Source organism: Terriglobales bacterium (assembly GCA_035487355.1).
Classification (GTDB): domain Bacteria; phylum Acidobacteriota; class Terriglobia; order Terriglobales; family Acidobacteriaceae; genus QIAW01.
Window position 1 is genome coordinate 15,350 of sequence record DATHMF010000080.1, and the last position, 15,149, is coordinate 30,498.

The 15,149-nt window shown below is 55.7% G+C and carries 9 protein-coding genes; 1 reads left to right on the forward strand and 8 read right to left on the reverse strand.

What is annotated here, in order from left to right; translation table 11 throughout:
- Positions 1–52: 52 nt before the first annotated feature.
- Positions 53–1,816, forward strand: coding sequence for a glycosyltransferase family 39 protein (locus VK738_14285; GenBank protein ID HTD23824.1), 1,764 nt, complete (start codon positions 53–55; stop codon positions 1,814–1,816).
- A gap of 94 nt (positions 1,817–1,910) precedes the next feature.
- Here VK738_14285 and VK738_14290 read toward each other — a convergent pair whose 3' ends face one another.
- The 8 genes from VK738_14290 to VK738_14325 form a co-directional block, all read right to left on the reverse strand.
- Positions 1,911–3,848, reverse strand: a complete 1,938-nt coding sequence (locus VK738_14290; protein HTD23825.1) for an ABC-F family ATP-binding cassette domain-containing protein — start codon at positions 3,846–3,848, stop codon at positions 1,911–1,913.
- A 593-nt stretch (positions 3,849–4,441) separates the two neighbouring features.
- Complete coding sequence (locus VK738_14295) at positions 4,442–5,197, reverse strand: zf-HC2 domain-containing protein (protein HTD23826.1); 756 nt, start codon at positions 5,195–5,197, stop codon at positions 4,442–4,444.
- 16 nt (positions 5,198–5,213) lie between these two features.
- Positions 5,214–5,729, reverse strand: coding sequence for an RNA polymerase sigma factor (locus VK738_14300; protein ID HTD23827.1), 516 nt, complete (start codon positions 5,727–5,729; stop codon positions 5,214–5,216).
- A 363-nt stretch (positions 5,730–6,092) separates the two neighbouring features.
- Positions 6,093–7,676 (reverse strand): DHA2 family efflux MFS transporter permease subunit, encoded by a 1,584-nt coding sequence (locus VK738_14305; protein HTD23828.1) that lies wholly within the window; start codon positions 7,674–7,676, stop codon positions 6,093–6,095.
- Positions 7,677–7,692: 16 nt separating this feature from the next.
- A complete protein-coding gene (locus VK738_14310; GenBank protein ID HTD23829.1) occupies positions 7,693–8,919 on the reverse strand; it encodes an HlyD family secretion protein in 1,227 nt (408 codons plus the stop codon).
- Entirely contained in the window at positions 8,919–10,361 is a 1,443-nt protein-coding gene (locus VK738_14315) for a TolC family protein (protein ID HTD23830.1), read from the reverse strand. The genes VK738_14310 and VK738_14315 overlap by 1 nt, the downstream gene beginning before the upstream one ends.
- A gap of 2 nt (positions 10,362–10,363) precedes the next feature.
- Positions 10,364–11,032 carry a TetR/AcrR family transcriptional regulator gene (locus VK738_14320; protein ID HTD23831.1) on the reverse strand — a complete coding sequence of 223 codons (669 nt, stop codon included), beginning with the start codon at positions 11,030–11,032 and terminating at the stop codon, positions 10,364–10,366.
- Between the two features lie 699 nt (positions 11,033–11,731).
- Entirely contained in the window at positions 11,732–14,734 is a 3,003-nt protein-coding gene (locus VK738_14325; protein ID HTD23832.1) for a TonB-dependent receptor, read from the reverse strand.
- Between the last annotated feature and the right edge of the window lie 415 nt (positions 14,735–15,149).

Consider the following 15,149-nt stretch of genomic DNA (forward strand, 5'->3'; position numbering starts at 1 on the left):
CCCTGCTGACCCTGGATCTTTATCCAGACCGCGTCCAAGCCCCGTGCTTTTCGTGATTTTGATTACTTTGTTTTGGGCTGCGATTTATATTCCGGGGCTCTTCCGGCCTGCTCTTCTTGATGATGCCGATACCGTGCACGCCGAGGCCGCCCGCGAGATGCTTACCCGTCATGATTGGGTGACCCTGTATGCCAACGGGGTACGCTATCTGGAGAAAGCCCCTTTACAGTATTGGGCAGTTGCGCTCTGCTACAAGCTTTTCGGGGTTTCGGAGTGGAGCACGCGCCTGCCGCTCACCCTCGCCGTGCTGCTGTTGGCCCTTGTTCTCTACCGGCTGGGAAGCTGGGTGTATGGCCCCAGGGCTGGCTTTTATGCCGGGCTGATCATCGTTACCTCGTTCGGTCCTTTTATATATACGCGATTTTTTATCCCCGATTTAATTGTTGGATTGTTGCTGACCGCCGGTCTCGGCTTCTTTCTCTTGGGGCTGAATGAGCCTAAGCCCTCGCTGCTTGCCTGTTGGGGGCTGGCGGTCACCGCTGCGTTGAGCGTGCTGGCAAAAGGATTGATTGGGATCATCTTTCCCGGGGCCATAATTTTTCTCTATCTTCTGTTGACGAAAAACCTCCGCCATCTGCTGCGCATGAGATTGGTGTCGAGCGCGCTGGTTTTTCTTGCGGTGGCCGCTCCCTGGCACATTCTGGCTGCATTGGCCAATCCGCCCGCAGGCAAGGCCAAGGGCTTCCTCTGGTTTTATTTCGTCAATGAACACTTCAAGCGCTATCTGGGCACGCGTATTCCCAAGGATTACGACACGGTGCCTCTGTGGCTTTTCTGGGGATTGCTTCTGATATGGCTGCTCCCCTGGAGCGCATTCCTGCCGCAAGCTGTTGCTCGCGTACGGCAAGCATGGAAGGATTTTTACCGTGCGCCCGCGCTTGAGCCGCGCGCAACTCTGCTGTTCGCGCTCTGGCCCGCGGCCATCATGTTATTTTTCAGCTTTTCTACTCGGCAGGAATATTACGTTCTGCCGGCGCTGCCCGGTCTTGCGCTGCTGATCGGCGCGTGGCTCGCACGTGAATCGCAGTCCGGCAAAGGCCCGGAAAAAAGCGGATTGATCTCCTCGTGGATTTTTTTCGCCATTGGGTTTGTGGTTTTTGTTGCGGCAATGGTGCTGGGGACCCTGTCCAGCGCGCCGGCTCCGGGCTATGACATTGCCGAGTTGCTTCGCCGCGACCCTTCCCGCTACGCGCTCTCCTTCGGACATTTTCTTGATCTCACGCCCCAGGCCTTGGGCGCCTTCCGCATTCCGTTGATGGGGACTGGCATCGCCATGCTGCTGGGCAGCACCGCAAGCCTTTTCTTTCGCAAGCGCTGCAAGCCTGTGATAGCGAATCTTTGTTTGGCGGTGATGATGGTTGCCATGCTTGCCTGCGCATTGCAGGGATTCACCATCTTTGAGCCGGTCATCTCTTCCAAGCAGCTTGCCCTGGCCGTCGAAAAACAATACAAGCCGGGCGATGTGATCGTGATTAATGGAGAGTACGAGGAAGGTTCAACCATGAACTTCTACACAGGGATTCAAGTCCACGTGCTCAAAGCCACGCACAACCTCTGGTACGGCTCGCTCTTTCCCGATGCTCCGCCAATCTATGAGAACGACGAGAGCTTTCTGAAGCTCTGGAACTCCCGAACGCGCGTCTTCCTCTGGACCGAGGCGGAAAATGTTCCAGCCACGCTTCATGATCTGGTCACCTACCAGGTCGCCCGCCGCGGCGGGAAGGTGATTTTAAGCAACCAACCAAACCGGCAGTAAGAAGATGGTGTGGCACAGCCGTCCCCGGCTGTGGCGATGTTGTGCAGGACTGATTTCTCCGCGTCTCCGCGGTTGTCAACCCACAAATCTTGGATCACGTGCCGGCTTCAATCGCCTGCGAAATCTCTTCCCACTCCGCCAACAACTCTTCCAACGTTTTGCGTCTGCTCGCCAGCAACTCCTGCACCCGCCGAGTCTCTTCCGCATTCACAAAGGTCTGTAAGCTGTTTTCACACTCAGCAATTCCGGCCTCAACCCGCGTGATCTCTTTTTCTACCTCATGACAACGCTCTTGCATTTGCTTCAGGCGAATGGGGTTCATTCGCTTTGAGCGGCCATCATTTGCCGTTTCAGGGGAAGGGAGTTCTGGCGCCGCAACCGATGGCAGGCCATTGCCGGCCTTCACTTCCTGAGCAGCAGGGGCTGCAGCGTTCTCTTTCCGCCAGAGATAATCCTCGTAATTGCCCGGAAACACGTGCACCTGGCCATCACTCACTTCGAAGATGCGAGTGGCCAGTTTGTCAATAAAGTAGCGGTCGTGCGAGACAAAGACTACGGTGCCGGTGAAAGACTCCAGGGCATCCAGGAGAACATCTTTGGCGCGCATGTCGAGATGGTTGGTGGGTTCATCGAGTAGCAGGAAGTTCGAAGGATGCAGCAGCATGCGCGCCAGGGCATAGCGGTTGCGTTCGCCTCCGCTCAGCACTCCAATCGGCTTGAAAACATCATCGGCAGAAAAGAGGAAGCAGCCCAGCAGGTTGCGCAACTCGGTCTGGGTAGAGCGCGGCGCAACCTCGAAAATATCTTCAAGCAACTTGGCATCTGGATTCAGCTCTTTGTATTGGTCCTGGGCAAAGTAATCGCGCTCAACGTTGTGGCCGACTTCATAGCTTCCGGAAGTAAGCGGCTCGCTCCCGGTGAGCAGCTTGATCAACGTTGATTTTCCCGCGCCGTTGATCCCCACCAGGGCAATGCGGTCACCGCGCTCAATGACAAAATTCACGCCTGCCAGGACCTGCTTAGCGCCGTAGCTCTTGGCGACGTCAATGAATTCAGCGACCTTCCGTCCACTGGGTTTAGGTTGCGGAAAAGTAAAGTGAATGGTCTTTTCGTCCGGCGGAACTTCGACCTTCTCCATCCGCTCCAGCTCTTTGATCCGGCTCTGCACCTGTTTCGCCTTGGTCGCCTGATAGCGGAAGCGATTGATGAATGCCTCCAGTTGTTCAATCTTGTCGCGCTGGTTGCGGTAGGCGGCCTCAAGTTGTGCGCGACGCTCAGCCTTCTGCGCCAGGTAGCGGTCGTAGTTGCCGCTGTAGAAGTGCACTCGCTGGTTCCAGATTTCCAGGGTTTTGCTGACGGTGACATCCAGAAAATAGCGGTCGTGCGAGATCAGCACAAAGGCATGAGGATACGACTTCAGATAATCCTCCAGCCAGTTGCGGCTCTCCAGATCAAGGTGGTTCGTCGGCTCATCCAGCAGCAGAAGGTTTGGTTTTTGCAGCAGCAATTTGCCCAGGGCAATGCGCATTTGCCAACCGCCGGAAAATTCTTCCGTGCGCCGCGTCCAGTCGCTTTTCCCGAACCCAAGTCCGGTGAGCACGCTGCCCACCTGCGCCTCCAGCGCGTAGCCATCCCGTGTGCGGAATTCGCTATCCAGGCGGTGATGGCGCTCGGCGACCTCCTCGTACTCTTTGCTTTCCGGATCGAACTCTGCCATGAGCCGGGTCAGAGTCTCAAGCTCCGTCTCCATTGCCAGCAGCCCGGAGAAAACCTGCATGCACTCTTCAAAGACCGTGCGGCCCGAAAGAGCAAGCCCATCTTGCGGAAGATAGCCGGTCGTGATTCCCTTGGTGGCCGTCAGACTTCCGTAATCCAGCGACTCGATTCCCGCCAGCACCTTAAGCAGAGTGGATTTGCCCGTGCCGTTCGCGCCCACAATCCCCACGCGGTCGCGTAGAGTGACCAGCCAATCGAGTTCCTGAAAAAGCACTTTGGGGCCGAAGCGCTTGCCGGCGGCAGACAGTTGAATCATCGGAAGTAACCTTGCGCTTTTATTGTCTCATCCTGGCTGGCAGGGCATGGCGTTTAAAGCCGAAACATAACTGCCGTTCCAAACCTGGCAACTGTCTTTGACAGGTGGTCCCATTGTGGTATCAAAACCTTAACACCTGAGCAAACGTGGATTACCATTGTTCCTGGAAGTGTGTCCGGCATTCAAGAATGCAGGGGTTTCGGCCTTTAAGGATCTTTGAAAACCTACACCAGTCTCCGTTGCCCCCGTATTTCATTGAATCTAAATGATTAAGAACGTACCCCAAGCTGGCAAGGGGGTGGGGGGATTCTGAAAAACCGCTCCGCCCAAATCCGCGTTCATCTGTGGTGAAATCTTTTTGCTTTTCCGTGCGCCTCAGCGTCGACGCGGTTAGCTTCTTCCATTGGAGCTGCGAGTTGGGAGCTGTCGTACCCCAGCTAGTCCCCCGCCCGGCACCGATTGTCGCCAGTAATGACGCGGGTTAGCGCTGATTTTAGGGTCTCCAATCACTAGTTAGCAAGTGGGGGTGGGGGTGGCAAAAACGCCCGCCCCAAGCCTTTCCTGAGGACTGACGACTGAGGACTGCGGACTCTCTACGTATGTGCTGTTTGCTTCCACAGCTCGGCAAGATTATGAATGACGTCGGGAGCAGCGTCCCCTAGAACCACGTAGCGCAATCCGCCCTGGCTCCAGCTTTCAATACTTAACCCTGTGAGTTCGGAAACGGAAGGATTATTTTGCAGCTTCCACTCCGGCCTGTCTTCGAAGATGAAGACGGAAATGCGGTGCTGCTTATACTGGCATAGGAGTTCGGCAGCGGGAGATTGCTGAAAATATGCCAGTCTTCCCCCTAACAGTGAATAGGGGGTGTTTTGCAGCTCCGGCGGATCGAAGCTGAAAGAAATCTTTCCCTGAAACCATGGCTTGACCGTGTGCTTATCGCTGGAGAGCACATCCAGCGGAGCGGTGGTGGCCAGAGTAGCAGTATGGATGTCAGCCAGCTCGCGAAGCGGCTCCTGCTGTTGAGGTCTAAGCACAGGATAGAACACCAGCACGGCAAGCAACACCACGGCCGCTGTAGCCAGCGCCGGCAGCCAGCTCCACTGCCAGGAGCGCGATTTCTTCGTCGCAAGATTCTGCAAGACTTTTTTCCGCAGCTCCAGGGGAGCTTCGGATTTGTATTTATTGCCGGCGGTTTGAGTAACACGTTTGAGCTGCAACTGCTCCACGAGGTCCACAGAGCAGAAGCTGCAGGCGCGCAGATGAGCATGCAACTCCGCGCTCTCTTCCGGAGAGAGTTCGGAATCTACAAAAGCGTCAATTTTTTCGCGCCAAAGATCGCAAGCCATAATTAATAGTAAGCAGTTATCCCAATTTCCCGGCGGTAGTCCGGGGCTTTACACCCGGCTGCTTCTCCAGTAACTCGCGGACGGCTTTTCTCGCCCGCGACAACCGCGACATCACCGTTCCCACCGGGATAGAAAGAGTTTCCGCTATCTCCTGATACTTCAATTCCTCCACATCGCAGAGCAGCAGCACCTCGCGGTAATGCACCGGTAGTTGCTCGATAGCTTCTGCCACGGCTTCGTGGCTGGTCCGCTCCAGCAAAATTGATTCCGGGGTGTGCCGGTCCGCTCCTGCTATATTTTCTTCCTCTTCCGGCTCCAGGCTGACGGTCATCCGCGTGGCCAATCCCGTGCGGGAATTCAGGAAAGAATTCCGCAGGATGCGGAACATCCACGCCCTGAAATTCGTCCCCGGCTCAAAAGAAGAGAAGCCTTTGAGCGCCTTGGCGTAGGTTTCCTGAACGAGGTCCTCCGCCTCCTCGCGGTTCTGGGCCAACCAGCGCGCAAAGTTATATAGGGAATCGAAGAGCGGCATGGCCAACTCCTCGAATTCGCCTCGTTTGGCTTCCTCCGGATTCACTGCTTGTAAGCTTAAACCAAAATCCTCGAAATTTATTCCAGCGGCCGAGTATTTTGTAAAGCTGGAATAAAAGCGACTCCTGGCGGTTTTCCAAGGCAGCAAGCAGCCTAATAGGTCGACCTAAAAAGCTTCGTTGTTGTACAGGAGTAGAGCTTCATCTTTACTTCTCCTCTAACCCTTCCGGCGGGCATACCGCTCTCCTGGAACGAACGGTGCATGCCGGAGGGGCCTTTTTCAAAACGCACGATAGGGTTTTGAAACTTGAAACTGTTTTTAGAAAACCGGCAACTGGTAACCGGCGGCTGGGGAGCTTGCCGCTTAGTGCATGGCTACTTCGCTGCCGCCCTGCGCGTGTTTGGGCCTCTGCATCAGGAAGATCAGCGGGAACATTCCGGCAAAGGTCAAGGTCAGAATGGCGAAGACATCGTTGTAAGACATGATGGCGGCCTGCTGCTTGATCATGCCGAATAGTATGACGTACGCCTGGTGCGTTGCGGTGACCACGTCGGATCCGCGGGCTGTCAACATGGAAATGATTTTGGAGAGCGTATTCTGCGTCAGCAGGTTGTAGATGCTCACATGCCCACTCAGGTCGCTGGTGTGCACTTGCGCGCGACGCGTCTGAATGCTCAGCACAGACGCAATTCCGATGCTGGCGCCGATGTTGCGCATCAGGTTGAAGAGACTGGTGGCGTTCCCCATTTTTTCCCTGGGAATCCGATCATTGGTGATGGTGGTCAGGGGCACGAACAGGAAGCCCATGGAGGCGCCCTGAATAATCAGCGGCCAGAAGAAGTTCCAGTACCCGACGTCCAGGCTCAGATGAGAAAACTTCCAGAAGCTGAACGTCGCTACCAGGATGCCCGTTCCCAGCAGGCGGCGCGCCTCAATCTTGCTCATCAGAATACCGACGACGGGCATCATGATGAATGAGCCCAGTCCGCGGGGAAGCATGGCAACACCGGCCTGCACCGCGGAGTATCCCATCAGCGTCTGCAGGAGCAGGGGCACCAGAGTTGTGCTTCCGTAGAGAACGAATCCTAAAACGGTCATGAGAAATACGCCGGTGGCGTAGCTGCGGTTCTTGAAGACATGAAGGTCCACTACAGGATGTTCAGCCATAAGCTCCCGGACCACAAACAGCGTCAGTCCGCCGATCGCCAGAACAGCGAGAGTAGTGATGAAACGCGAGGAGAACCAATTGTCCTCTTGCCCTTTATCGAGCATGATTTGCAGTGCGCCGATGCCGACCGCCAGCAACCCAATGCCCCAGTAATCTATCTTTGCCGTAGCGCGCTTGATGTATGCCGGATCGAAGACAAAGAGATAAGTCATGACGAGCGAGAGGATGCCAATGGGCACGTTGATGTAAAACACCCAGCGCCAACTGTAGCTATCGGTAAGCCAACCGCCCAGCACCGGACCGAGCATTGGAGCTACAACAATGCCCAGAGCCCAGAAAGCCATCGCCTTGCCACGGTCTTTGGGAGGAAACACCTCCAGCAAGATCGCCTGCGAAAGCGGCTGCAATCCGCCGCCGGTTGCGCCCTGAATGATCCTGCAAAAAATGAGGAACGGCAGGTTAGGGGCAAAGCCGCATAAGAACGAAGAAATCGTAAATCCTGTAACCGAAGCCATAAGCAGGCGTTTGCGGCCGAAGTAGTTGGCCAGCCAGCCGGTCATGGGAAGGATGATTGCGTTCGCAACCAGATAAGATGTCAGCGCCCAGGTGGCCTCGTCCGGCGTGGAGGAAAGCGAGCCGGCAATATGGGGAAGTGAAACGTTGACCACCGTGGTATCGAGCACCTCCATGAATGTGCTGGTCATCACGGTGATGGCCACAATCCAGGGATTGACCAGTGGAATGCCGCTCTTCGTATTCAGCGGATTGATTGGAGTCATCGTCCTTTGTCCACTTTTATTTGTTCGTCAATACCGTGGGCACGGCCGACATTCCCGGCCTCAGGATATGCTGCGGGTCCTGTCCCTTTTCAAAACGAATCTTCACCGGGATCCTCTGCACGACCTTCACATAATTACCGGTGGCATTTTCCGCAGGAAGCAAACTGGTCTTCGATGCCGTGGCAGCGCTGAAGCTATCCACATGCCCGTTGTAGTCCCGGTTGTAGGCATCTACATGGATCGTCACCGGCTGGCCCACGCGCATGTTCTTGATCTGGTCTTCTTTATAGTTGGCGACCACCCAGATATCATCCAGCGGCACCAGCGCCATCAGCGGCTGCGCGGTTTGTACTACCTGACCTATCTGGACCTGCTTGTTGGTGACCACTCCACCCACGGCCGCGCGAATGGTGGTGTACTCCAGATTTAGTTTTGCCTGCTCGAGTGTCGCAGTACGGGTTTGCACCAGCCCTTCGGCCGAACCGGCGTGGGCCCGCGAAACCAACACCTGATCGGGCGCAGTACTCGCTCCTGCTACCTGGGCCTGGGCTTGGCGCACGTGGCTTTGGGCCACCACCACTCCCGCCTGGGCTGCATCCACGGCAGCACGCGCGGCTTTTTCATTGGTGACCGCGGCATCGAACTGCTGCTGCGAAATTTCATCGCGCGTAATGAGTTGCTGGTAGCGCTTCAAGTCATCGGCTGCTTTGCTGTAGTTGGCGGCGGCCTGGCGTAGCGTTGCCTCGGCGCTGTCTACTTCTTTCTGCGCTGCCATCAGGTTGGCCTGGGTGATGGAAAGCTGGCTGCCATATGTGATAGAGGCGATGGGTACACCTGTGCGGGCAGCTTGCGCGCCGGAGAGGGCATCGGCCAGATCTCCTTCCGCCTTTTGCATCGCAACCTCGTAATCACGCGGGTCAAGCTGCACCAGCAAATCGTCGGGTTTGACCGGTTGATTGTCATTCACATTGACGCTGATCACGGTACCGCTTACACGCGGGGCAATGGGCACAACGTAGCCTTCAATCTGGGCATCATCGGTGGATTCGCGCACGCTGTAGTACATCCAGAAACCGATTCCGCCCAGCAGCACAACCACGGCGGCGGCGAGAATAATCCATTTTGCCTGCGGGTGCTGCGCGAAGAACGATTTTTTCTCTATGATGGGTTGTTCAAGGGGAGTGTCGTCCACTCTCTCTTCAACAACTTCATCCACTTCAGGTTTCAACTCAAGTTCAGGCATTAGTGCATCTCCGCTAAAAACTCTCTGATGGACTTTTCCGCCAAGCCGACGGAACGCGCCAGGGAAGCCTTGGCAATGTTGTGCGAGTACACGCTGCTGATATAGGTTTCATTAGCATTGGCCAGAGCCTCTTGTGCCTGCACGACTTCAAGATTATTGGTCACACCGGCGGCAAAGCGGTCGCGGGCTTCATTCAAGGTTTCATTCGCCAGCTCAATCTCTTTGCCCGTGACCGCCACCTGATCGGAGGCAGCCTGTACATCGAGAAAAGCCTTGCGGACTTCGGAATCAATTTTTCCGCGGGTGTCTTCCAACTCGGCGCGGCGCCTTTGCAGCAAAGCATCTGCCTGTAAAGTATCGGCGCGCACTTTGCCGCCTTGAAAAATAGGAATGTTCAGGCTCGCGGCAGTGCTGAAGGTCCCGTGAGAGTGTGCGAAGGTGCGTCCAATGTCGCCATAGTTGCCTTGCACACCGAGTGTAGGAAGATTTTCCGCACTCGCGCCGCGGCGTCCGGCTTCGGCAGAATGCACCAGGGCCTCCGCCCGCTGGAAGTCGGCGCGATGCGAATATGCATCAGCCAGGGCTTTCTCTAGAGTTACTACTGGGGCGGGCGCATAAGGCATTTTGTCGGCCAAGTTAAATTCCTGTCCGCCGGGCAGGCCGATGGCGCGGGCGAGGTCGAGCTTGTCTTTGGCAAAGCGATTTTTCGCGGCCAGAAGCTGTTGCTGACGGGATTGCAGCTCCACTTGCGACCGTAGTGCATCAATTCCTGCTACCAATCCGGCCTTGCGCATGTTGGTGGCCTGCTCGTAGGCCGTTTGCGCGGTGGCGAGCTGGCTTTGTGCAGCGTCCACGCGTGCAGAAGAAGCGACCGCCTGCAAATAAAGATCGGCGATGACCACGACAACAATTTCACGCGCATCGACGTAGGAAAGTTTGGCGGCCTCCTGATCCAGCGATGATGCTTTCTCCTTATGCCATAAAGAAAGGTCCACCAGGGATTGCGAAAGCGAGGCGCGCGCATCACTCAAGCTGAACGGTCCGACAATTGTGGGAACTCCGGGAATAGGAGGCAACCCAAACGCAGCCAAGTTGTTCTGCTGAACAGATTCAGTGACGCTGGCATTGATGTCGGGCAGCAATTTGCTCAGGGCGCGCAGGCGCGCCGCTTGGGCGTTGCGAATATCCTGGGTTCCCTCAATCAGTCCGAGGTTTTGTTTTAACCCCAGTTCGAGCGCATCGCGCAGCGAAAGTTCTACGGCGGTGCTGGTTGCCTGGCCGCTGGGAACGCTGCCGGAAAAGGAGGGTGGAAGCTGGCTCAGGCTCTGGCTCAGTGCGCCCAGATCTGTGGATTGTCCCAGCAGGAGAGTCGAGCCCAACAGCACCATTCCCGCAATCACCAGGACCTTATAGTATTCACTTCGCATTGCAAGTTGGTTCACGATCATTCCTCGCCGCAATTCGGCTTGGTTAATGCTAATTGGATAAATTTGGTGACCTCACGGCGCCGGATTTCGATCCCTTTTTTGCTCCATGGGTCGTGGCTGCTCAAGATGCGGATGACCGAGCTGCTGACAAAATAAAAGTTCATCATGCCGATCATGGAGTACACAAAGTGCTCCGGATCGAGAGGGTAAATCTCTCCCGCAGCAATACCTTTCCGGACAATCTGGCGAAGCGCATGATGGATAGGTTTGATATATTTTTGCGCCAGCTTGGTCAGGTGCGGAGAGCTGGAGACGCCCTGGCGCATGATCTCCTGGTAAACCAAACGCAAACTCGATGGCGACTCGCTTTGCGCCAAGTCGAAGTACATGTTGATGTAAGCCAGAAGTTTCTCTTTCGGTGATTGCGGGCCTTGCAAGGTGGCCAGCACCCTTGTGCGCCAGTTGCCGAAAATTTCTTCCAGCGCTGCTTTATAGAGAAGATCTTTGCTCTTGAAGTAATAGAAGAGCAGCGCAATGTTGACCCCGGTTGCCTTGGCGATGGCATCCATGCGCGCGCCGGAAAAGCCCTGCTCGGCAAACTCTTCAATGGCGGCACGGAGGATGGCCGGCTTGGCATTCAGGGCTTTTTCTGGAGCGCTGGCCGGATTTGCATGCGGACGAGGCATGTTAAGTAAGTACTTAATTAGAGTATAAACCAGGAGCAGGGATGCAGATTAAATTCAAGTTAATTTGTTTCCACTGGTTTTACGGGGCCGTAGAACCGTCGAGTTCATAATAGAAGATGAATGGTAGAGACGTAGCTTGCTGCGTCTCTCTAAAGTGAGGGTAGACAAAGCTTGTGTGGCGCAACGCGATAAGCCGCATGGAGGAAGAGCAGCGTTTCTGTAAAGCATCCACGCACCATGTTTCTCCCCTCTGTCATGTTGAGCGGAGCACCACGACTCCATGGGCAAGCTTACAGGATCTCAAGCGCGCAGTCGAAACACCCCGAGAAGGTTTCGGTCTGCATTTCGCATCAGGGAATTTTTCCGATGCGCCGCCAGCGAAACAGGCTGGGCTCGCTCATCCGCTTCCCGCCCACCAAACTCCGGGATTTGGTGCAATGATCGCCGCGGGCGGAAGTCACGGCTGCCGTTGCGGGACACGCTCTGGGAAGAATTCCCCGGCGGCATTTCTTCCGCAGGCATTGTCGGGGTGTTTCGACTACGCGCCCATCCGTCTTGAGGCTACAGATTTTCTCCAGGCGCTCCGCTCAACATGACAGAGGAAAAAAGCATTGAATCGCCTGAGAATCGTCGCGAAAAGAAAAGAATTTAGGGCATAGTAGTACAGCCGTCCCCGGCTGTGCCATCTGCTCATAAATCCTAGAAACTGAATCTGACTCCCAACTGCGCCGCGAAAGGAATCCCCACTGTCGTTCCTGGTCCGAAGAAGTCACCCAGCGCGCCGCCCGGCAATCGCAGGTCCTTGAGGCTGCGAATCGGACGCGTAGCGCTGCAATCGGCATTGAGACAAAGGTCGGTAACATTGCCGGCGGCAACTTGATCCGGGGGGACGGGCAGTGCGCCAATATCTCCGACAAAGTTGTTTCCGGGGTTCTGCCGGTTGAGCAGGTTAAAGAACTCAGCAAAAGGTTTGATGGAAATGTGCTCATTCGGTCTGAAGTCCCGGCTGACGCGCAAGTCAACCTGGGCAAAGGGCACGCCGCGAAATTCATCGAGGGTTGTCTGTCGCCCGTTTACTACGGCACGGTCATTGGCAACGCCATCTCCGTTGATGTCAACAGCGGTGGCCAGCGTGAATGGCCGGGCGCTCTCGAATTGCGACAATGTGCTCACTTCAAACTTCCAGGGCAGGTGCACAGTTCCGGCGAGAACGAAGCGGTGACGTACATCTTCGCCGGAAGGCCCATGATCTCCTGGGCCAAACGGGTTGAGCACGTTACTCACGCCGTTCACATAATCAAAAAGTTCACCGACGGTTGCTCCCCACGTGGTGGCGTTAGCCAATGTGTAATGCGCGGTTATATTCAGCCAGCGGGAATTGTGCTGCACTACGAACGAGACCCCATCGTAGCGTGAACGGTTATCCGTCCTGAATGCGGAGATGTTGTTGGGGATTGTGGCAGGCAGCGTAGTGCCCGAAACGTATTCGTATCTGCGGTACTGATGCACGCCTTGCTGGTGCTCGTAATAAACGTCTACACCCCAGGTGCGATTGAATGTATGCTCCACGCCTGCGCTGGCTTGGAGAGCGTAGGGCGTGCGATATTTCGGATCAATAAGCGCGGCCTGGTCCCCGGGATTGAGAGTGGTATCAACTGCGCGGAAGGCGTCGGCCCAGCCGTTCTGCGCCAGGTCGTTGTAGTACATACCTACGCCGGCCCGAATGACGGTATTTGCTGATGCGCCGGGAGCGTATGCGACACCCAGGCGAGGAGCAAAAGCCTTGCGATAGTCATGGGGGACGCCGAAAGGAAAGGGCGCCCCGGGAGTCAGAAGCAGTGCCAGCGCCGGATTTTGCGACTGATCAGCTCCATTGGAGTTAAACAGGCCCGAGGTAGTGTCGTAGCGCAGGCCGTAATTTAAGGTAAAGCTGGGCGTGACCCTCCACGAATCCTGCGCGTACAGGCCGTAGCGCTGAACACTTTGTCTGAATCGTCCTCCACCTCCCGGGGAATCGATGATCTTTGCCAGTGGATTTCCTGAGCCGTCCACCGGGCAAGCCGCCGGATCTGGAGACACAGCAGCGGGATCACAGGTGAAAAATGGCGCCAGGCTTTGTCCGCTGCTGACCAGGTCAGAGGGATTCAGCGACGTAAACTGAATGAGCCTTTCCGCATCATCGGCGATGCGTCCGCTCAGCACCGGCTCCTGCACGAAGTTGATTCCGAACTTCACCGAGTGTGTGCCGGTGGTGTGGGTTACATCATAGCGAAACTGATACTTCTGCTGGTCGCGCTGAACCGGGAACTTTGTGATCGGCGTTGCAAATTGATTGTCGCCAAAAGTCTCAAATCCCGAGGTGGTGTGAGTATTGGCGCTGAAGGGGAATGCCAATGCGAAACCCAAATGCGAATTGCGGTCTTTGGTATGGTGAAAGTTGTTGGCTTGAAATGTAAAAGATCCCAGCCAGGTGGGCGTGAACTGGTACTGATTGTTGATCAGCAAGCTCCAGTAATCGGAATTGGCAAGCGCACCCGCGGAGGGCAGCGTGGCCTGCTGAATCAAATCGTTTTTTGTGCGGCCCTTGTCCAAAGATCCCCGTAGGAACCACTGCGAGCGCGCCGACTGCGCCCAATCCAGGCGGCCATCGTAGAGAAAGTCTTTGAAGGGCACATCCACCGAAGAAGGAACTGTGATCGCAGTAACGCCGGGAATCTGCCCCAGCGCCGCCAATTGCGCCAGCGCTCTGAATTCACTCTGCGTATCGTTGCTGTATGCCGTGCTGGCATTTTCATGGACATATTCAAATGCTGAAAACAGCCACAGCTTGCTTTTGATGATGGGGCCGCCAAAAGTGATGATTCCATTCTCGCGCGAGAAGGGCTGCTTGGGATTAGGTTCAGGATTATCCAACCGGTTGCGCGCGTTTAATCCGCGCTCGCGGAAATAGGCCGCCAGGTCGCTGTGCCAGTCGTCGGTGCCGCGGCGGGTTGCAATGATGATCGATCCGCCGTTGGTGCGCGAGGTATCGGCGTCGTACTGCGCCGTGCGCACCACGAATTCCTGTATAGCGTCCGGAGAGTAGCTTTGCAGGAAGCCGCCGATGTAATCGTCGTTGTTGTCGCCGCCATCTACCGAGAGGTCCACATTCAGGCCTGAGCTGCCACCGAAAGAGACCGCCGTGATGCGCGCCTTGGTGGGGTCAGAAGGTTCAACCGGCTCCGTCATCGGGCTGAGGTAGGCGATGTTGGCAAAGCTGCGGCTGGCCAGGGGAATTGATTCCAGGTCCTTGGCGGTAATTACGCTTTGCTCGACGCTGCTGGTGGTGTCAATGGTCTGGCTGGTAACGGATTCTCCGCGCGCCTCGACCTGCACGCTTTGCTCGGCGACCTCAGGCTTCAAGACAATGGAGACCGTAGAAACCGTTCCTACCGTGATCTTCACGGCAGAATGAGAAGCGGCAAAGCGCGTCGCTGCAACTGCCAGTTGGTAGTCGCCGGGCAGCAGCGCCTCCAGGCGAAACTCGCCCAGGTTATTGCTGGTTGTGCTTCGGCTGACTCCGAGTGCTGCGCTGGTAAGAGAAACCTGGGCGCCGCTGATGCGCGCTCCGCTGCTATCGCGAATCGTACCGGCAAGGGCGCCGTCTGGGTTCTGGGCAACGGCATAAGGCGCGATCAAAAACAGAAAAAGCAACGCAGACATGAAACGCATCGAAATGGAACGCACGGAAGTGAAACCAGAAACCTGCTTTGACAAAACCATCACGAACTCTCCAGGTTCTAGGGAAATATTTCTGCAGAAGATGCGGTAAGTGTTTACAGCTTAGGAAACTAATGTAGCTGAGCCTGTGCAACTACTACCAACGCTCGTAGTTCGTGGAATCTGGAGCTTGTTTAGTTCGGTTGATATCCTCGCTTGTATTCCATTTTTTTAATTGGATGTCATGCTGAGCGAGGGCGAATGCCCGAGTCGAAGCACCCCGGGAATGCTTCGGTTGCCCAAGGTTGCATTAAGGCATTTTTTTAGTAAAGAAATTGCGACTTCATGAGGTGTCAGCAAGCTAAACAAGACTATTAGGTTAACTTTCACAAGCCGTGTTATGTGCCTTAAGGGCGAT

Bases quoted from the DNA above. Each gene is read 5' to 3' on its own strand.
- VK738_14290 (HTD23825.1), bottom strand. From the start codon at position 3,848: ATGATTCAACTGTCTGCCGCCGGCAAGCGCTTCGGCCCCAAAGTGCTT.
- VK738_14295 (HTD23826.1), bottom strand. From the start codon at position 5,197: ATGGCTTGCGATCTTTGGCGCGAAAAAATTGACGCTTTTGTAGATTCC.
- VK738_14300 (HTD23827.1), bottom strand. From the start codon at position 5,729: ATGCCGCTCTTCGATTCCCTATATAACTTTGCGCGCTGGTTGGCCCAG.
- VK738_14305 (HTD23828.1), bottom strand. From the start codon at position 7,676: ATGACTCCAATCAATCCGCTGAATACGAAGAGCGGCATTCCACTGGTC.
- VK738_14310 (HTD23829.1), bottom strand. From the start codon at position 8,919: ATGCCTGAACTTGAGTTGAAACCTGAAGTGGATGAAGTTGTTGAAGAG.
- VK738_14320 (HTD23831.1), bottom strand. From the start codon at position 11,032: ATGCCTCGTCCGCATGCAAATCCGGCCAGCGCTCCAGAAAAAGCCCTG.
- VK738_14325 (HTD23832.1), bottom strand. From the start codon at position 14,734: ATGTCTGCGTTGCTTTTTCTGTTTTTGATCGCGCCTTATGCCGTTGCC.